This is a genomic window from Ancylobacter sp. VNQ12, assembly GCF_049445835.1.
In the GTDB taxonomy this organism is placed as follows: Bacteria; Pseudomonadota; Alphaproteobacteria; order Rhizobiales; family Xanthobacteraceae; genus Ancylobacter.
In genome coordinates this window covers 26,582-43,813 of sequence record NZ_JBMSDU010000001.1, presented here as the reverse complement: position 1 = coordinate 43,813, position 17,232 = coordinate 26,582, and the positions used below count along the sequence as shown (strand labels likewise).

Sequence of the window (17,232 nt, the reverse complement as noted above, 5' to 3'; positions counted from 1 at the left end):
CTCAATAGCCGAGCAGGAAGGGGTTGAAGGCGGCCCGCCGATAGGGACCCTCGCGCATCATCATGTCGAGCGCCAGCGTGCCGATATCGTCGGCCACCGCCTCCATGGTGACGTCCTTGTTCTGGTACATCACCTTCACATAAGTGCGGCACTCGTCGCAGGTCTCGGCCTTCACCGTGCCGGGGCTGCCCTCCACCTCCTGATAGCCGATGCCCTTGGTGGAGCCGCAGGAGCAGCAGCGGATGCGGACATAGTTCCACAGCGTCGAGCACAGCGAACAGACGCAGAAGCGGTTGCCATGCGCGTTGCGCCATTCGACGATCAGCGAGGCGACCGGCGGCCCGCCGCAGGCGGGGCAGACGCCGTCGCCCACGGCGACCAGCTTGCCGGCATCGAGGCCGGCGGCGAGGCGAGCGAAATGCACCTGCAGCGCCGCCGCGACATAGACATGCTCGGCCAGCGTCTCGATCGGCATGTCGTGGGCGAGCACGTCGCGCACCATCTGCGCGCGCTCGGCGCCGTCGGCGCGGCGCACGCGGGTCAGCGCGTCGGCGGCCTCCTTCGGCATGGCGACGCGGGCGCTGGCGTCGAACATCGCCTCCAGCGTCGTCTCCAGCGTGTCGTCGAGCTTGAAGCCGGCGCGGTCGAGCGCGGGCATCTCGAAGGACGCCGCGCGCTCGAGCGTCTCCCGGTCGGGCAGCTCCACCGGCGGCAGCGCCGGCACGATGGCCCCCTGCGCCTCCACGAGGCCGGCGACGAAATCGAGATAGGGCTTGAGCGGGCTCACCGCCGCATAGGTCTTCAGCCTTTGCGCGCGGATGCCGAACAGCGTGACGGGATCGGGCAGCACCGCGAAGGGCGGGGTCGAGACATCGCCGATCGCGGTCGGATCAGGTTGCAGGTCTGCGGACATTCATTCCCTCACGAACCGCACGGGCCACGTGGCTACGCAACGATAGAACGCGCAAACGCTGGACACGCACGCCAAGGCGTCATCCCGGCGGGGGCGGGCCGCCGCCGGGATCGCCGACAATATAGGATCGCCTGCCGTCGCCGGCGACCCGGCGACTTATTCCGCCGGTGCGCGCGGCTTGCGGCTCACCAGTTCGCGCAGCCATTTGCGATGGTGGCGCCAGGCCCAGCCGCCCGTCACCTCGCCCTTGGTCATGGCGCCGATGGTGCCCTTGACCCAGATCGCCGCATAGACGTGGATGATCCAGACGCAGATGATGACCACCGCCGCAATGGCATGCACCAGAATGGCGACGCGCTTCTGCGGGATGGTGGTGAGATCATAGAAATACTGGTCCCACATCACGATGCCAGAGGCGATCAGGGTGATGATCAACACCGACATCGCCCAGAACACGCCCTTCTGGCCGGCATTGTACTTGCCGACCTCCGGCATCTTCTCCTCGCGCCCGGCCAAGAGGTCGCCGGAATGCGCAACCCAGTCGACATCCTCCCGTGCGGGAAGGTTGGCCCGCCAGAAGCGGATGAACAGGATGGCGAAGGAGAAGAACAGCACCACGCCGATCCAGGGATGCAGCGTGCGCGTCCACTGCCCGCCGCCGAACAGGCCAGTCAGGAAGAACAGGCGCGGCGTGAACAGCGCCATGCCGGACAGCGCCAGCAGCACGAGGCTGATGGCGGTGATCCAGTGGTTGATGCGCGCCCCGACCGTGTAGCGCTTCACATGCACGGGGTGTCCGGGCCGGACGGCATCGCCCGGCTCGACATCGTTGGGGATCTCGTTCTGATGGATGGCGGCCATCATGTCCTCCCCTGCTCATGCGCCGGGCCGGAAGCCGGGGGCGGCGGCGCCTTGCCCTCGGTGAGCTTCTCGGCGTTCTCCTCGTCCTCTTCCGTCACCTTGTTGGGCCCGGCCACCACATAGTGGAGGAAGCCCGCGGCGGCGGCGAAGCCCATCACGGCGAGACCGACATATTTGGTCACGCCCTTCCAGGTCTCGACGATCGGCGAGATGCGCGGATTGTCCGGCAGGCCGGCATAGATGGACGGGGTGTCGGCGTGATGCAGCACATACATCACATGCGTGCCGCCCACGCCCTGCGGATCATAGAGGCCCGCCTTGTCGAAGCCGCGCGACTTCAGGTCCTTGATGCGGAAATCCGCCCAGTCCTTCATCTCCTGCTTGGTGCCGAAGACGATGGCCTGGGTCGGGCAGGCCTTCTGGCAGGCCGGACCCTGGCCCACCGCCACGCGGTCCGAGCACAGCGTGCACTTGTAGGCGGTGTGGTCGACCTTGGAGATGCGCGGGATGTTGAACGGGCAGCCCTTGATGCAGTAGCCGCAGCCGATGCAGTTCTCGTGCTGGAAGTCGACGATGCCGTTCGAGTACTGCACGATGGCGCCGGGCGAGGGGCAGGCCTTCAGGCAGCCCGGATCCTCGCAATGCATGCAGCCATCCTTGCGGATGAGCCATTCGAGATTCTCGGTCTCGGGGTTCACCCACTCGGTGAAGCGCATCAGCGTGAAGGTGTCCGGCGTCAGGTCCATGGGGTTGGTGTAGACCCCGTGGTTGAAGCCGATCTCCTCGGTGAGGTTGTTCCATTCGAGGCAGGCCGCCTGGCACGCCTTGCAGCCGATGCACTTGGTGACGTCGATCAGCTTCGCCACTTCGGTGAGCCGCTCAGCCGGCGGCGTCACCTCGGAAGCGGAGCGGCGCATGATGTCCTTCTCGCCGAAACGCTGGGACGCGGCTTCGGGGGAGACGGACGGGTTCGGAATGGGTGGAAACATCGTACCGCCTCCCTGTTATGCCACCGGCCCGGTGGACGCTTCGATATTCACCAGGAACGCCTTGAACTCCGGCGTCTCGATGTTGGCGTCGCCCACGAAGGGGGTGAGCACATTCGCCGGGAAGCCCTTGCGGGCGGCGCCGACGAAGCCCCAGTGGATCGGCACGCCGACCACATGGACGGTCTTGCCGTCGATGGTCATCGGCTTGATCCGCTTGGTGACCACCGCCTTGGCGAACAGCGAGCCGCGCATCGACCACACCCGCACCCAGCCGCCGAGCGCGATGCCCTTCTCCTTCGCCAGTTCCTCGGAAATCTCGACGAACTGCTCGGGCTGAAGCACCGCGTTCACGTGGTTGTTCTTGGTCCAGTAGTGGAAGTGCTCGGTGAGCCGGTACGAGGTCGCCGCATAGGGGAACTCGGCCGAGCCGGTCTTGGCGAACTGCTTCCAGTCGTCCGCGAACACGCGCGCCACCGGATTGCCGACGATCTTCGGGGCAATGACGTTGGCGACCGGGCTCTCGAACGGCTCGTAATGCACCGGGAACGGCCCGTCGCGCATCATCTTGCGCACGAACAGGCGGGAGACGCCCTCCGGGTTCATGATGAACGGGCCGACGTCGCGCGGCTTGGCGGTCGGCGCGATGTCCGGCACGTCGTAGCCGCTCCATTTGGAGCCGTCCCATTCGATCAGCTTGCGCGAGGGATCCCACGGCTTGCCGTCGAGGTCGCAGGAAGCGCGGTTGTAGAGGATGCGCCGGTTCGCCGGCCAGGCGAACGACCATTTGAGGTAGGCGCCGGTGTCGCCCGGGTCGGAATTGTCCCGGCGCGCCATCATGTTGCCGGCCTCGGTGTAGCAGCCGGAGAAGATCCAGCAGCCGCCCGCCGTGGTGCCGTCGTCGCGATACTGGCCGAAGCCGGCAAGCTGCTTGCCCGCCTCCAGCAGCTTCTTGGTCGGGTCGGCCGGATCGAACACGTCGACCAGCGCCGAGCCGTTCATCTCCTTGGCCAGCTCTTCCGGCGTCGGCTCGCCCGGATCCTTGTAGGACCAGTTGAGATTGACGATCGGATCGGGGAAGGCGCCGCCTTCCTTCTTGTAGAGCTCCTTCAGGCGCAGATGGATCTGCGCCATGATCCAGGTGTCGTGCTTGGCCTCGCCGGGAGGCGAGCCGCCCGGCCAGTGCCATTGCAGCCAGCGGCCGGAATTGACCAGCGAGCCCTCGTCCTCCGCGAAGCAGGTCGTGGGCAGCTGGATCACCTCCGTCTTGATCGCGGCGGGATCGGCCTTGTTGAAGGTGCCGTGGTCCTCCCAGAAGCGGGCCGTCTCGGTCTGGAGCGGGTCCATGATCACGAGCAGCTTGAGCTTGGCGAGCGCCTCGGCCAGCTTGGCCTTGTTGGGGAAGGCCTGCAGCGGATTGAAGCCCTGGCAGATGTAGTTGTTCATCTTGCCCTGCTTCATCAGCTCGAACGCCCGCAGGACGTCGTATCCGGGCACGTCGAGCTTGGGCAGGTAGGCGTAGGCCCAGTCGTTCTCCACCGTGGCGGCGGAGCCGTACATCGACTTCATGAAGCTGACGAAGAACTTCTTGTAGTTCTGCCAGTAGCTCATCTGGTTCGGCCGCAGCGGCTTGAAGCCGCGCGTCGACATGTAGGTGGCGAAGTCCACCTCCTTGTCCGTGGGAATGTTCAGATAGCCGGGGATGAGGTTGCTCATCAGCCCGAGATCCGTCAGCCCCTGAATGTTGGAGTGGCCGCGCAACGCATTCATGCCGCCGCCGCGCACCCCGATATTACCGAGGATGAGCTGGAGCATCGCCATGCCGCGAATGTTCTGCGCGCCCTTGGAATGCTGGGTCCAGCCGAGCGCGTACATGCTCGTCATGGTCTTGGTCGGCGAGGAGCACTCGGCGATCATCTCGGCGACCTTCAGGAACTTCTCCTTCGGGGTGCCGCAGATGCGCTCGACCATTTCCGGCGTGTAGAGGGCGACGTGCTGCTTCAGCAGGTTCCACACGCAGCGCGGATTCTGCAGCGTCTCGTCGACCACGGCATAGCCGTCCGGCCCGATCTCGTATTCCCAGGTGTCTCTGACGTAGTCGCGCTTGGCCTCGTCATAGCCGGTGAACAGGCCGTCCTGGTAGGTGAAGCCCTCCTTCACGAGATAGGCAGCGTTGGTGAAGGCCTTGGTGTAGGCCCACTGCACCTTGTCGTTGGCCATGCAGTAGTTGATCAGGCCCATCAGGAAGGCGATGTCGGTGCCCTGACGGATCGGCGCGTAATAGTCCGCCACCGACGCCGAGCGCGTGTAGCGCGGGTCGACGACAATGAGCTTGGCGCCCCGGTTGGCTTTCGCCTCCGTGACCCATTTGAATCCGCAGGGATGTGCTTCGGCGGCATTGCCGCCCATGATGACGACGAGGTCGGTGTTCTTGATGTCCGTCCACGAGTTCGTCATTGCGCCACGGCCGAATGTTGGGGCGAGACTCGCCACCGTCGGGCCGTGTCAGACGCGCGCTTGGTTGTCGAACGCCAATATGCCTGTGCTGCGCACCACCTTGTAGGTGCAGAACGCCGTCTCGTTGGTCGTCGCGGAGGCGGCGAGGAAACCCGTCGTCAGCCAGCGGTTGACCGTCACGCCATCCTTGTTGGTGGCGATGAAGTTCGCGTCGCGATCGTCCTTCAGCGCACGGGCGATCTTGTCGAGCGCGGCCTCCCAGGCGATCGGCTCGAACTTGTCGGAGCCGGGCTTGCGCACCATCGGCTGGGTCAGCCGGGTCTCGGATTTCACGATGTCGCGCAGCGCCGCGCCCTTGGGGCAGAGCGTGCCGCGATTGGTCGGGTGGTCGGCATCGCCCTCGATATGGACGATGTCGGCCTTCTCACCCTTCCGAAGGTCGCCCTTGGAATAGATGATGATGCCGCAGGCGACCGAGCAATAGGTGCAGGTGTTCCGCGTTTCCGTCGTGTTCACCAGATGGAACGGCTTGATGAAGGAGGCCACTGCCGCCTCCGCCTCGCCGAACCCGAAGGCTCCCAGCGACGTACCCGCGATACCCGCACCCGACGTTTTCAGAAACGTCCGGCGCGAGAGCTCCATATTCATCGAGACCCTCCCGATTTTCTGCCGCAATGCCCATCGGTCGATAGGCAAATCCGATCGTGAAACATATTTTTTAACCCCTCCAATGTCAAACTGGAGAGCGGCGGATCGCACACAAAAACCCGTGTATTTCCAAGCCGTTCCCCATGTTGCCGTGCGGTTTGAAAATGCTGCGCCGCACTGCACAGCCTGCTGCCGGCAGACGGGTTGACGTGCGCGCGCCGTAGTCGCAGCATCGCGCACGATGTTTGTGCATCAGGCTCCCGCGTGCCGGGGCATCGTCCGTCATCTCTCCGCAGCCGCGATCGCTTCCCTGGCATCATTGTCGCCGGGGAGCCTGGCGGTGGCCGCCTCCAGCCCGCCGCTGCCGCTCGGCAGCGCGGCGCCTGCGCTTGCCCTGCCCACGCTGCGCGACAGGATGCAGAGCCTTGAGGCACTGCGCGGCAAAGTCGTCATCGTTCACTTCTTCGCGACATGGTGCGAGCCGTGCCGGGAGGAGATGGCCGGGCTGTCGCGGCTCGTCGCGCGCATCGGCGACGGACCCGTCGCGCTGCTCGCGGTGGATGTCGGCGAGCCGGAGCTACGGGTGCGGCGCTTCTTCGAGAAGCAGCCCGTGCCCTTCCCCATACTGCTCGACGAGGACCGCGCCGCCATGAAGGCGTGGAGCGTCGCCGTCCTGCCGACCAGCTTCGTGCTCGATGCCTCGCATGTGTTGCGTCTTTACGCCGGCGGCCCGGTCGACTGGGACGACCCGTCCGCCCTGCCTCTGCTCGAACGTCTCGCGACCCCCGCCGGCGTGCCGCCTGAAGGCGTGCTGCCGCCCCTCAACGAATAATCGGGAGCCACAACATGACCAGCCGCCGCGAATTCCTCAAAGCCGGTGCCGCGCTCGCCGCCGTCGCCGCCGTGCCGCATCACGCTCTCGCGCAGGTCGCGGCGCCCGCCGGTGCCGTCTTCGCGCCGCAGCCCGGCAAATGGCGCAATTTCGAGGTGGTGACGACGCTCGACATCGCCCCGGTCGAGGGCAAGGCCGGCCCGGCTCAAGCCTGGGTGCCGCTGCCCTCCTACACCGCCGCCGACTGGTTCAAGCCGGGCGAGAGCCGCTGGAAGACCAACGCCGCCACCGCCAAGGTCGAGACGGACCCGCATTACGGCGCGCAGATGCTGCACCTCACCTGGGCCGAGGGCGAGAAGGCGCCGACCGTCGAGATCACCTCGACCTTCGCCACCCGCGACCGCGCCACCGACCTCTCCAAGCCCGGCACCGTCGCCCCGCTCTCGGCGGAGGACCGCGCGCTGTTCCTGGCACCGACCGACCTCGTTCCGCTCGACGGCATCGTGAAGGCGACCTCGGACAAGATCACCGCCGACAAGACCAGCGACGTCGAGAAGGCCCGCGCCATCTATGAGTGGGTGGTCGAGAACACCTATCGCAACGCCGCCACCCGCGGCTGCGGCACGGGCGACGTCGCCTCGCTCTTGCAGAGCGGCAATCTCGGCGGCAAATGCGCCGATCTCAACGCGCTCTATGTCGGCCTCGTGCGCGCCGCCGGCATTCCCGCCCGCGACCTCTACGGCATCCGCGTCGCGCCTTCCGCCTTCGGCTACAAGAGCCTCGGCGCCAATTCGCCGACCATCTCCAAGGCGCAGCACTGCCGCGCCGAAGTGTGGCTGGACGGCTTCGGCTGGGTCGCGACCGATCCCGCCGATGTGCGCAAGGTCGTGCTGGAGGAGCCGCCAGGCAAGAACGCCATGGACGACGCCAAGGTGCTGGCCGCGCGCAAGGCGCTGTTCGGCTCGTGGGAAGGCAACTGGCTCGCTTATAATGACGGCCACGACATCGCCCTGCCCGGCTCGTCCGGCCCGAAGCTCGGCTTCCTGATGTACCCGCAGGCGGAAGTGGCCAGCCTGCGCCACGACTGCCTCGACCCGGACGCCTTCAAATACACCATCAAGGCGAGCGAGCTTTCGGCCTGATCGGCGCTGAAAGCTCCCTCTCCCCGCCCGAATTCGGCTGTTGCCGAGTTCGATTCCGGCGATGCCTGAACCGGAAACATCCGGCTCAGGCGGAGAGGGTTGGGGTGAGGGGGAAGACCGACCTGTGGCCAAAAGCCCCTCACCCGCCGCTGCGCGGCGACCTCTCCCCGTGGGGGAGAGGTGAAGAACACGAGGACACGTCACCATGCTCGACAAGCCCGCTGAGCCCGCCCCGTTCCGCCTCACCAGCCTCGCCCATGGCGGCGGCTGCGGCTGCAAGCTCGCGCCTTCGGTGCTGCGCGAATTGCTGTCGGAACAGCCGCTCGCCGGGCCGTTCGAGCGTCTGCTGGTCGGCACCGAGACCGGCGACGACGCGGCGGTCTGGCAGCTGGACGACGACACCTGCCTCATTGCCACCACCGACTTCTTCATGCCGATGGTCGACGACCCCTTCGAGTTCGGCCGCATCGCCGCCACCAATGCCATTTCCGACGTCTATGCCATGGGCGGCAAACCCTTGCTGGCGCTCGCCATTCTCGGCATGCCGCTCGGCAAGCTGGAGCCGGCGATGGTACGCGAGATCCTGAAGGGCGGCGCCTCGATCGCGGCGGAGGCCGGCATCCCGATCGCCGGCGGCCACTCCATCGATTCCCCCGAGCCGATCTACGGCCTCGCCGTCATCGGCACCGCCCGGCCCGAGACCATCCGCAAGAACAGCACGGCGCGCGCGGGCGACACGTTGATCCTGACCAAGCCGCTCGGGGTGGGCATCTATTCCGCCGCCTTCAAGAAGGAGGCACTGTCGCCCGCCGGCTATGCCGAGATGATCGGCTCGATGACGACGCTCAACAAGATCGGCACCGAGCTCGGCAAGGACGCGGAGGTGCACGCCGTGACCGACGTCACCGGCTTCGGCATTCTCGGCCATGGCCTCGAAGTTGCGCGTGGCGCCGGCCTCGCGCTGGAGATCGACGCTAACGCACTGCCGCTGCTCTCGGAGGCGGAAACGCTGGCGCAGAAGGGCTTCATCACCGGCGCCTCGCACCGCAACTGGGCGAGCTATGGCGAGGCGGTGCATCTGCCCGAGGGGCTGCCGGAGCACCGAAGGCACCTCTTCACCGACCCGCAGACCTCCGGCGGCCTGCTGGTCGCCGTCGCGCCGAATGCCGCGGCGCGGGTGCTCGATCAGATCCGTGCCGCCGGCTACCCCAGGGCCGCCATCGTCGGCCGCGTGGTCGAGGGTACGCCCTCCGTCACGGTACGCGCATAGCGCTCGCGCGCCGCACGCACAGTCTGGTGGTTGGCCTCGGCCCACCCCACCAGCGCGCGCAAGGGGATCATCAGCGAGCGGCCGAGATCGGTCAGCGCGTAGTCCACCCGCGGCGGGATGGTGGGAAACACCGTGCGCGTCACCAGCCCGTCGGCTTCGAGGTGGCGCAGCGTCTGCGCCAGCATGCGCTGTGAGATGTCCGGTATCGCCCGCTTGAGCGCGGTGAAACGGCGCGAACCGTCCTCCAGCTCGCTCAGCACCAGCACGGTCCAGCGATCGCCGATACGGTCCAGCACGTCGCGCGTCGGGCACAGCTCCTGCAGCGCGTATTTATCGACATCCACAAGCACTTGGTTTCTCTCCTAAGCTCTCACGTCCCACCCGATCGACCTCATCCTGAGGTGCCCGGCCAGAGGCCGGGCCTCGAAGGATGCTCATTCAGGTGCACCGGATGGGCATCCTTCGAGGCTCGCTGCGCTCGCACCTCAGGATGAGGGTCATCCATGAAACCAAAGCCCCTCGGTTACCCCACGCATACCGACGCACTTTGAAAACCCTTCTTGTCCGCTCGCTTCCAAACTGCATGTTACTCTCATTCAGTAACCGAGGCGAGCCGCAGGGCCGCCCAACAGGAAGCACCCGCCATGACCGTCATCACCGCCGCCAGCGGCAAGCTGGGCCAGACCCTTGCGAGCGCCTTCGCCGCAAAGGGTCTCGCCGGCAGCGTCAAGCTCGCCGTCCGCTCGCCGGAGAAGCTCGCCGCGCAGCAGGCGCAGGGTTTTGCCGTCGTCGCCGCCGATTATGACGACCCCGCGAGCCTGAAGGCCGCCTTTGCCGGCGAGGAGGTGGCCGTCATCATCTCCGGCGTCGGCCCGAACGAGGCCCGTATCGCCCAGCATCACAATGCCATCGAGGCGGCCAAGGCCGCGGGGGTGAAGCGCATCGTCTACACCAGCGCCGTCAACCCGGTCGCCACCAGCCGGTTCGACTGGGCCAAGGCGCATGAGGCGACCGAGGCCGAGCTGAAGGCGTCCGGCATCGCCTATACGATCCTGCGCGACAACTCGTATTTCTCCAACAACGACCCGCTCTTCGCCAATGCCAAGGCGAGCGGCGTACTGCCCTTCACCGGCATCGCGGGCAAGGTCGCGTATATCAGCCACGAAGATGTGGCGGACGCGATCGTCGGCGCCGTCACCGGCACCGGCCATGAAAACAAGGTCTATGAACTCGCCGGCAGCGAGGCCTGGTCCGCCATCGATCTCGCCGCGCTCCTGTCGGAAATCACCGGCAAGGACATCAAGGCGCTCGACGTGCCGGTCTCGGCCTTCGAGGAGCAGTTCCGCGCCATGGGCCTGCCGGAATTCGTCGCCACCGGCGTCGGCAGCTTCTATGCCGCGCTCGGCGCCGGCGAATATGCCGCGACCTCGCGGGACGTGGAGACGCTCGCCGGCCGCCCCTCGACCAGCGCCCGCGCCTATCTCGCCCGCTTCGCCTGAGCCCCTGCGCCCGCGGCCGGCCGCGCGGGGCGTGATCCCGGATAGCCGGCGGCTTCTTCACCTCTCCCCCACGGGGAGAGGTCGGCGCGTAGCGCCGGATGAGGGGGAACACGATCGCGGAGCATCGAAGACCCCTCACCCCAACCCTCTCCCCCAGGGGGAGAGGGAGCAGCGCCTCGACCAGCGCCCGCGCCCATCTCGTCCGCTTCGCCTGAGCCCCCGCGACCACCGGCCGCCCGCTCGGGGCATGATCCCGGGACAGCCGGCGGCTTCTTCACCTCTCCCCCACGGGGAGAGGTCGGCGCGTAGCGCCGGGTGAGGGGGAACACGATCGCGGAGCATCGAAGCCCCCTCACCCCATCCCTCTCCCCGTCGGGGAGAGGAAGCACCCTCACGCCTTGATCCGCTCGGCCAGAAACTCGACGAAGGCGCGGATACGGGCGGCGAGATAGTCGTGGCCGACGAACACCGCGTGCAGCAGTTCGATGTCGCCGCCGTTGAATTCCTCCAGCACCGGCACCAGCGCACCGGCCGCGATGTCCGCCTCCGCGACATAGCGGGCGATGCGGGCAAGGCCCAGCCCGTCGAGCGCGAGGCGCCGCACCATCGAGCCGCTATTGCCCTCCAGATTGCCGGACACCGGTAGCGCATAGCTCGCGCCCGTCGCCGGATCGAGAAATGGCCAGTCGTCCATGGCGCGGCGGAAGTTGAAGCGCAGGCAATTGTGCCGGGCAAGATCCTGCGGCGTGCGCGGCATGCCGTGGCGGGCGAGATAGGCCGGCGCGGCCACGATCACTCGCCGGCTTTCCAGGATCTTGCGCGCCTTGAGCGTGGAATCGCGCATCGGCCCGGCGCGCAGCGCGATGTCGGCGCGCTCGGCCACCAGATCGATCACGTCGTCGGTCAGCGACAGGTCGAGCTGCACCTCGGGATAGCGGCCGAGAAATTCGGGCACCAGCGGCACCAGGCAGCGCTCGCCGAAGCCGACCGTCGAACTGACGCGCAGCTTGCCGCGTGGCGTGGCGGCGGCCCCGGCGGCGATGAAGCGCTCGGCCTCGTCGATCTCGCCGAGGATGCGCCGCGCCCGCGCCACGTAGGCTTCGCCCTCGCTGGTGAGCACGATGGCGCGGGTGGAGCGCACCAGCAGGCGCGCGCCGAGCCGCTCCTCCAGCCGCGAGATCAGCTTGCTCACCGCCGAGGGCGAGAGACCGAGCCTGCGGCCGGCGGCGGAGAAGCTGCCCCGGTCCACCGCTTCGACCAGCACCTGCATCTCGCCGGCGCGATTGTCCATGAGGGTCCTCCACCAAAGCCTCGGCACGTCGCCGTGCCAAGGGGCAGGTCGCCGTTCGCTTATGAAACAAATTCAAAGCTCTTCGTCCATCATGGCGGCTAATCGCGCAAGTCGCCGGCGCGCATATTCGGCGCAACGCCTCTCATCGCCTGTAGCGCCGCGCTCCCCCGAGCCGCGCGCCCGGCCTTTCATTTGTCTGGAACCGCCATGTCGTTCACCCGCATGCCCCTGGCGCTGTTCGCGCTCACCATCGCCGCCTATGCCATCGGCACCACCGAATTCGTCATCGTCGGGCTATTGCCGACGGTGGCGAGCGACCTCCACATCGACCTGCCGCTCGCCGGCCTCATCGTCAGCGTCTATGCGCTCGGCGTCACCTTCGGCGCTCCGATCCTCACCGCCCTCACCGGCCGCATGGCCCGCAAGCCCCTCCTCATGTCCCTGATGGCACTGTTCGTCGTCGGCAACACCGCCGCCGCGCTCAGCCCCAGCTATGAGACGCTGCTGGTCGCCCGCGTGCTCTCCGCCTTCGCCCATGGCGTGTTCTTCTCGGTCGGTGCCACCATCGCCGCCGATCTCGTGCCGGCGGACCGCCGCGCCTCGGCCATCGCCATGATGTTCATGGGCCTCACGGTGGCCATCGTCACCGGCGTGCCGCTCGGCACCTTCATCGGCCAGATCTTCGGCTGGCGCGCCACCTTCTGGGCCGTGGCCGGGCTGGGCGTCATCGCCCTCACCGCCCTCACCGCCCTACTTCCTTCGAACCTCCCCCGCCCCGCCCCCGCCCGGCTCATCGACCAGGTCCGCGTGCTCGGCTCCGGCCGGCTGCTCATCGTCTATGGCATGACCGCGCTCGGCTATGGCGGCACCTTCGTCGCCTTCACCTATCTCGCCTCGATCCTCGAGCAAATCACGGGATTTGCCTCGTCCAGCGTCAGCCTGATCCTAGTGCTCTACGGCCTCGCCATCGCCGCGGGGAACCTCGTCGGCGGGCGCTTCGCCGACCGCGATCCGGTCCGCGCGCTCACCTTCCTGTTCCTCGCCCAGGCCGCCGTGCTGGCGCTGTTCAGCTTCACCGCGCTCTCGCCCTGGCTCACCTTGCCGACGCTGGCGCTGCTCGGCTTCCTGTCCTTCGCCAATGTGCCGGGCCTGCAGATCTATGTCGTGGAACTGGCGAAGAAGTTCCGCCCCGGCGCGGTGGATGTCGCCTCGGCGCTGAACATCGCCGCGTTCAATCTCGGCATCGCCATCGGTGCCTGGGTCGGCGGCCTCGTCGTCGCTTCCCCGCTCGGCCTCGGCGCCACGCCCTGGGTCGGCGCCATCCTGGTTGCCGGCGCGCTCGGGCTCACCATCTGGAGCGGAGCGCTCGACCGCCGCGCGACGCTCATTGCCCGTACCGCCTGAGCCTCAAGGAGACAATCCGATGCAGCCTTACGTCAGCGCCAACGGCGCCCGCATTCCCGCCCTCGGCTACGGCACGTTCCGCCTGCCCGGCCCCGACACGCTGCGCATGGTGCCGCATGCGCTCAAGCTCGGCTTCCGCCACATCGACACCGCGCAGATCTACGGCAACGAGGCCGAGGTCGGCGCGGGCATCGAGGCTTCCGGCGTGAAGCGCGCCGACATCTTCCTCACCACCAAGGTGTGGGTCGACAAATACGGCCACGACGCGCTCGTGGCCTCGGTCGACGAGAGCCTGAAAAAGCTCAGGACCGACTATGTCGACCTGCTGCTGCTGCACTGGCCGGCCGGCCATGCGCTGCCCGAGCCGGTCGACGCGCTCAACGAGGTGGTGAAGGCCGGCAAGGTGCGCCACATCGGCGTGTCGAACTTCAATGTCGCGCAGATGCAGGAGGCGATCCGCCTCAGCGCCGTCCCGCTCGTCACCAACCAGGTCGAGTACCACCCCTATCTCGACCAGAGCCCGGTGATAAAGGCCGCCCGCGCGGCGGGCCTGGTCGTCACCGCCTATTACGCCATGGCCGACGGCAAGGTGTTCGGCGATCCCGTGCTGAAAGACATCGCCGCCGCCAAGGGCCGCACCGTGGCGCAGATCGTGCTGCGCTGGGTCCTCCAGCAGGATCTCGTCGTCCTCTCCAAGACCGCCGGCGAGGCGCGCGCCGCCGAGAACTTCGCGGTGTTCGATTTCGAGCTGTCGCCGGACGAGATGGCGGCGATCCACGCCCTCGCCCGGCCGGACGGGCGGCTCCTCAGCCCGCCCGCCCTCGCCCCGGTCTGGGACGCCGCCTGACGCCGATCCCGCCAGCCGCGCGCATTTCGCGCGGCTGGTCAGGGTTATTTCTGATTTGCATCAGCAATACATTCTGTTGATTAAGGAAAGGCGCTCGGACGGCAGCGGAGGAAAAGGTGCGGGTCTCGAAGGCGAAGGTCGCGGAACATCGCACCGCCATACTGGAATCCGCTTCGCGGTTGTTTCGCGAGCGCGGCTTCAACGATGTCGGCGTCGCCGAGATCATGCAGGCCAGCGGCCTGACGCACGGCGCCTTCTACGGCCATTTCCGCTCCAAGGCCGAGCTTGCTGGGGAGGCCTGCCGCGAGGCCTGCGCGGAAGGCCTTGCCGGTTGGAAGAAGACCGGCGACATCGGCACGATCATCGACCGCTACCTCTCCACCACCCATCGCGATGCCCCCGCGAAAGGCTGCGCCATTTCAGCGCTGGCCGCCGACATCGCGCGGGAGGGCCCGCAGATGCAGCAGGATTACGCCGGCGGCATCAGGCGCTTCATCGGCACGATCGAGGATCATCTCAAGGAGGCCGACGCGGAAGCCCGTCACCGCAAGGCCATCGCCATATTCGCCACCATGACCGGCGCGCTCACCATGGCGCGCGGCGTCGCCGAGGGCGACCCCGCACTCTCGGTGGAAATCCTCGAGAACGCCCGCGCCCAGCTGCGGGCCTGCTTCGGCATCTGAGAGGCGCCGCGGACCTATCATAATACCGTTACTGGCTGCTATCTGGGGCAATTGCCGTATTGCGCCGGGCCACGCACGCCGGGCACAAGCGTGGGGTGTCCCATTCATGCGGGGGTATACCGCAGCCCATGACCCACGCTTCCTCGACGACCACACCCTGGCGCCTCGGCGTGCTGTTCTCCACGACAAGTGTCACCGCAGCGGTCGAGGGCACCTCGGCGATCCAGATACTCAAGGATCTGCGCGGCCTCCGGGTGCATGTCATCCACCCGCCGGACGAGGAGCGCACTAGCCTCGTCGAGCATCTGCGGCGCATCGGCTGTGCGGTCGAGGTCACTTGGCCGGTGCCCGCCGACTGGCCGGCGGCCGACGTCGTGCTGCTGGCTATGGAGCAGGAGCCGCGCGCCGCCATCCTTGAGCTGCTCAAGGGCGACCCGCATGAGCGCCCGCCCCTCATCGCTATCGTCGGCTACGAGAACCCCTCGACGCTGCAGCTGGTGCTCGAATCCGGGGCCGTCGCGGTAGTAGAGCGGCCGATCCGCCCCTTCGGCCTGCTCGCCAACCTCACCATCGCCCGCAGCCTGTGGCGGGAGCGCGAGGAGGCACGCCGACGCCTCGCCAAGGTCGAGCGCAAGCTGAACGGCATCCAGCGCATCCAGAAGGCCAAGTCGGTCCTCATCGCCAGCCAGGGCATTTCCGAGGAGGAGGCCTATCAGAGCATCCGCCGCCAGGCGATGGCCAAGCGCGTGCCGATGGAGGACATGGCGCTCGCCATCATCAACGCCAGCGAATTGCTGAACTTCCGGCCGCGAAGCTGAAAGTACGATGCTTACTTCGCATTCTCTCCCGATGACCGTCATCCTGAGGTGCTGGCCGAAGGCCAGCCTCGAAGGATGCCCGGCCGGGCACATCGGAAATCCATCCTTCGAGGCTCGCTGCGCTCGCACCTCAGGATGACGGTGCATTGTGGGTCGAGCTTCGAACTGTGCCCTCCCGGTAACACCGGCATTTGCCGGGGGTCGCGCCGCTTGAACTCGCCGGGCGGCGATGTTTCAATCCTTGCTTGGACGAGGTCGGCATTGCCGGCAGCGTCATCTGCCCGGTCATCGATGCTGCTGGTCGGGCGCGGCGGTGAAGCCCGGGAGGTTCGCGAGGACCTGTCGGTTTTTTTTGTGCCCGCGACCCTGCGCGCGGCCCGGCGGGACAATGTCGTCCGCACCGGCGGCGCCACCCGCCCCGGCTTCATTTGCCGGCAAATCAAAATCCCATGGTGCAATGGCTCGTCCGCTTGCGATTTGCAGCGGCGTGTCTTCCCGAGAGGAGAAGTCCGATGTTGCACGGCGACGTTTCCAGCAGCAAAGACACCGTCGGCGTGGCGGTGGTGAACTACAAGATGCCGCGCCTTCACACCAAGGCCGAGGTGCTCGAAAACGCCCGCAAGATCGCCGACATGCTTGTCGGCATGAAGGTCGGCCTGCCCGGCATGGACCTGGTGATCTTCCCGGAATATTCGACCCACGGCATCATGTACGACTCCAAGGAGATGTACGACACCGCCTCCACCATTCCCGGCGACGAGACCGAGATCTTCGCCGAGGCATGCCGCAAGGCCAAGGTGTGGGGCGTGTTCTCGCTCACCGGCGAGCAGCACGAGGAGCACCCGCACAAGGCGCCCTACAACACGCTCATCCTGATGAACGACAAGGGCGAGATCGTGCAGAAATACCGCAAGATCATGCCCTGGGTACCGATCGAGGGATGGTATCCCGGTAATTGCACCTATGTCTCGGAAGGCCCGAAGGGGCTGAAAATCTCACTCATCATCTGCGACGACGGCAACTACCCGGAGATCTGGCGCGACTGCGCGATGAAGGGCGCCGAGCTGATCGTGCGCTGCCAGGGCTACATGTACCCGGCCAAGGACCAGCAGGTGCTGATGGCCAAGGCCATGGCCTGGGCGAACAATGTCTATGTGGCGGTGGCGAACGCCTCGGGTTTCGATGGCGTCTATTCCTATTTCGGCCATTCGGCCATCGTGGGCTTCGACGGGCGCACGCTCGGCGAATGCGGCGAGGAGGATTACGGCATCCAGTACGCCGCGCTGTCGACCTCGCTGATCCGCGACGCACGCAAGAACATGCAGTCGGAGAACCACCTCTTCAAGCTGCTGCATCGCGGCTATACGGGCATGATCAATTCCGGCGACGGCGACAAGGGCGCGGCCGCCTGCCCCTACGACTTCTACGCCAAGTGGATCTCCGACCCGGAGGGCACGCGCGAAATGGTGGAGTCCTTCACGCGCCCGATGGTCGGCACCGAGGAGTGCCCGATCGAGGGCATCCCCAACCCCGACACCGCACATCGGTGAGCGAAAGCGCGGCGCCGGCCCCTCTCCCCGA

The 17,232-nt window shown here is 66.9% G+C and carries 15 protein-coding genes; 9 read left to right on the top strand and 6 right to left on the bottom strand.

The genetic code is table 11. The annotated features are described in order from the left end of the window. Nucleotide 1: 1 nt before the first annotated feature. From fdhE to fdnG, 4 genes are all read right to left on the bottom strand, one after another. The gene (gene fdhE / locus ACO2RV_RS00200; RefSeq protein ID WP_423288567.1) at nt 2–913 is read right to left on the bottom strand and encodes a formate dehydrogenase accessory protein FdhE; all 912 of its coding nucleotides are present in this window, start codon (nt 911–913) and stop codon (nt 2–4) included. A 156-nt stretch (nt 914–1,069) separates the two neighbouring features. Next, nucleotides 1,070–1,774, bottom strand: a complete 705-nt coding sequence (locus tag ACO2RV_RS00195) for a formate dehydrogenase subunit gamma (RefSeq protein WP_423288565.1) — start codon at nt 1,772–1,774, stop codon at nt 1,070–1,072. Further along, on the bottom strand, nt 1,774–2,763 hold the full coding sequence (gene fdxH / locus ACO2RV_RS00190; RefSeq protein WP_423288563.1) for a formate dehydrogenase subunit beta: 990 nt from the start codon (nt 2,761–2,763) through the stop codon (nt 1,774–1,776). The genes ACO2RV_RS00195 and fdxH overlap by 1 nt, the downstream gene beginning before the upstream one ends. A 15-nt stretch (nt 2,764–2,778) precedes the next feature. Next, entirely contained in the window at nt 2,779–5,865 is a 3,087-nt protein-coding gene (gene fdnG / locus ACO2RV_RS00185) for a formate dehydrogenase-N subunit alpha (protein ID WP_423288561.1), read from the bottom strand. A 340-nt stretch (nt 5,866–6,205) separates the two neighbouring features. Between fdnG and ACO2RV_RS00180 the strand changes: the two genes are divergently transcribed. The 3 genes from ACO2RV_RS00180 (at nt 6,206) to selD (ending at nt 9,109) form a co-directional block, all read left to right on the top strand. Further along, complete coding sequence (locus ACO2RV_RS00180; protein ID WP_423288559.1) at nt 6,206–6,697, top strand: TlpA disulfide reductase family protein; 492 nt, start codon at nt 6,206–6,208, stop codon at nt 6,695–6,697. Between the two features lie 14 nt (nt 6,698–6,711). After that, on the top strand, nt 6,712–7,839 hold the full coding sequence (locus ACO2RV_RS00175; RefSeq protein WP_423288557.1) for a transglutaminase-like domain-containing protein: 1,128 nt from the start codon (nt 6,712–6,714) through the stop codon (nt 7,837–7,839). Nucleotides 7,840–8,044: 205 nt separating this feature from the next. Beyond that, nucleotides 8,045–9,109: a selenide, water dikinase SelD gene (selD, locus tag ACO2RV_RS00170; protein ID WP_423288555.1), complete on the top strand. Its 1,065-nt coding sequence runs from the start codon at nt 8,045–8,047 to the stop codon at nt 9,107–9,109. Here selD and ACO2RV_RS00165 read toward each other — a convergent pair. Further along, complete coding sequence (locus ACO2RV_RS00165; RefSeq protein WP_423288553.1) at nt 9,043–9,459, bottom strand: winged helix-turn-helix transcriptional regulator; 417 nt, start codon at nt 9,457–9,459, stop codon at nt 9,043–9,045. The two genes, selD and ACO2RV_RS00165, sit on opposite strands and share 67 nt — an antisense overlap. A gap of 294 nt (nt 9,460–9,753) precedes the next feature. Here ACO2RV_RS00165 and ACO2RV_RS00160 point away from each other — a divergent pair, with 294 nt between their 5' ends. Next, nucleotides 9,754–10,608 (top strand): SDR family oxidoreductase, encoded by an 855-nt coding sequence (locus ACO2RV_RS00160; RefSeq protein WP_423288551.1) that lies wholly within the window; start codon nt 9,754–9,756, stop codon nt 10,606–10,608. A 391-nt stretch (nt 10,609–10,999) separates the two neighbouring features. On the opposite strand, the gene ACO2RV_RS00155 is transcribed toward ACO2RV_RS00160, so the two are convergent. Then, nucleotides 11,000–11,899: a LysR family transcriptional regulator gene (locus tag ACO2RV_RS00155; RefSeq protein WP_423288549.1), complete on the bottom strand. Its 900-nt coding sequence runs from the start codon at nt 11,897–11,899 to the stop codon at nt 11,000–11,002. Between the two features lie 222 nt (nt 11,900–12,121). On the opposite strand from ACO2RV_RS00155, the gene ACO2RV_RS00150 reads away from it, so the two are divergent. The 5 genes from ACO2RV_RS00150 (at nt 12,122) to ACO2RV_RS00130 (ending at nt 17,201) form a co-directional block, all read left to right on the top strand. Then, a complete protein-coding gene (locus ACO2RV_RS00150) occupies nt 12,122–13,303 on the top strand; it encodes an MFS transporter (RefSeq protein WP_423289845.1) in 1,182 nt (393 codons plus the stop codon). A gap of 19 nt (nt 13,304–13,322) precedes the next feature. Then, entirely contained in the window at nt 13,323–14,150 is an 828-nt protein-coding gene (locus tag ACO2RV_RS00145) for an aldo/keto reductase (protein WP_423288547.1), read from the top strand. A gap of 116 nt (nt 14,151–14,266) precedes the next feature. Next, nucleotides 14,267–14,833 (top strand): TetR/AcrR family transcriptional regulator, encoded by a 567-nt coding sequence (locus ACO2RV_RS00140; protein ID WP_423288545.1) that lies wholly within the window; start codon nt 14,267–14,269, stop codon nt 14,831–14,833. Nucleotides 14,834–14,961: 128 nt separating this feature from the next. Beyond that, nucleotides 14,962–15,651, top strand: coding sequence for an ANTAR domain-containing response regulator (locus tag ACO2RV_RS00135; RefSeq protein ID WP_423288543.1), 690 nt, complete (start codon nt 14,962–14,964; stop codon nt 15,649–15,651). Nucleotides 15,652–16,163: 512 nt separating this feature from the next. Then, nucleotides 16,164–17,201: an aliphatic amidase gene (locus tag ACO2RV_RS00130; RefSeq protein WP_423288541.1), complete on the top strand. Its 1,038-nt coding sequence runs from the start codon at nt 16,164–16,166 to the stop codon at nt 17,199–17,201. The last annotated feature ends 31 nt before the right edge of the window (nt 17,202–17,232 follow it).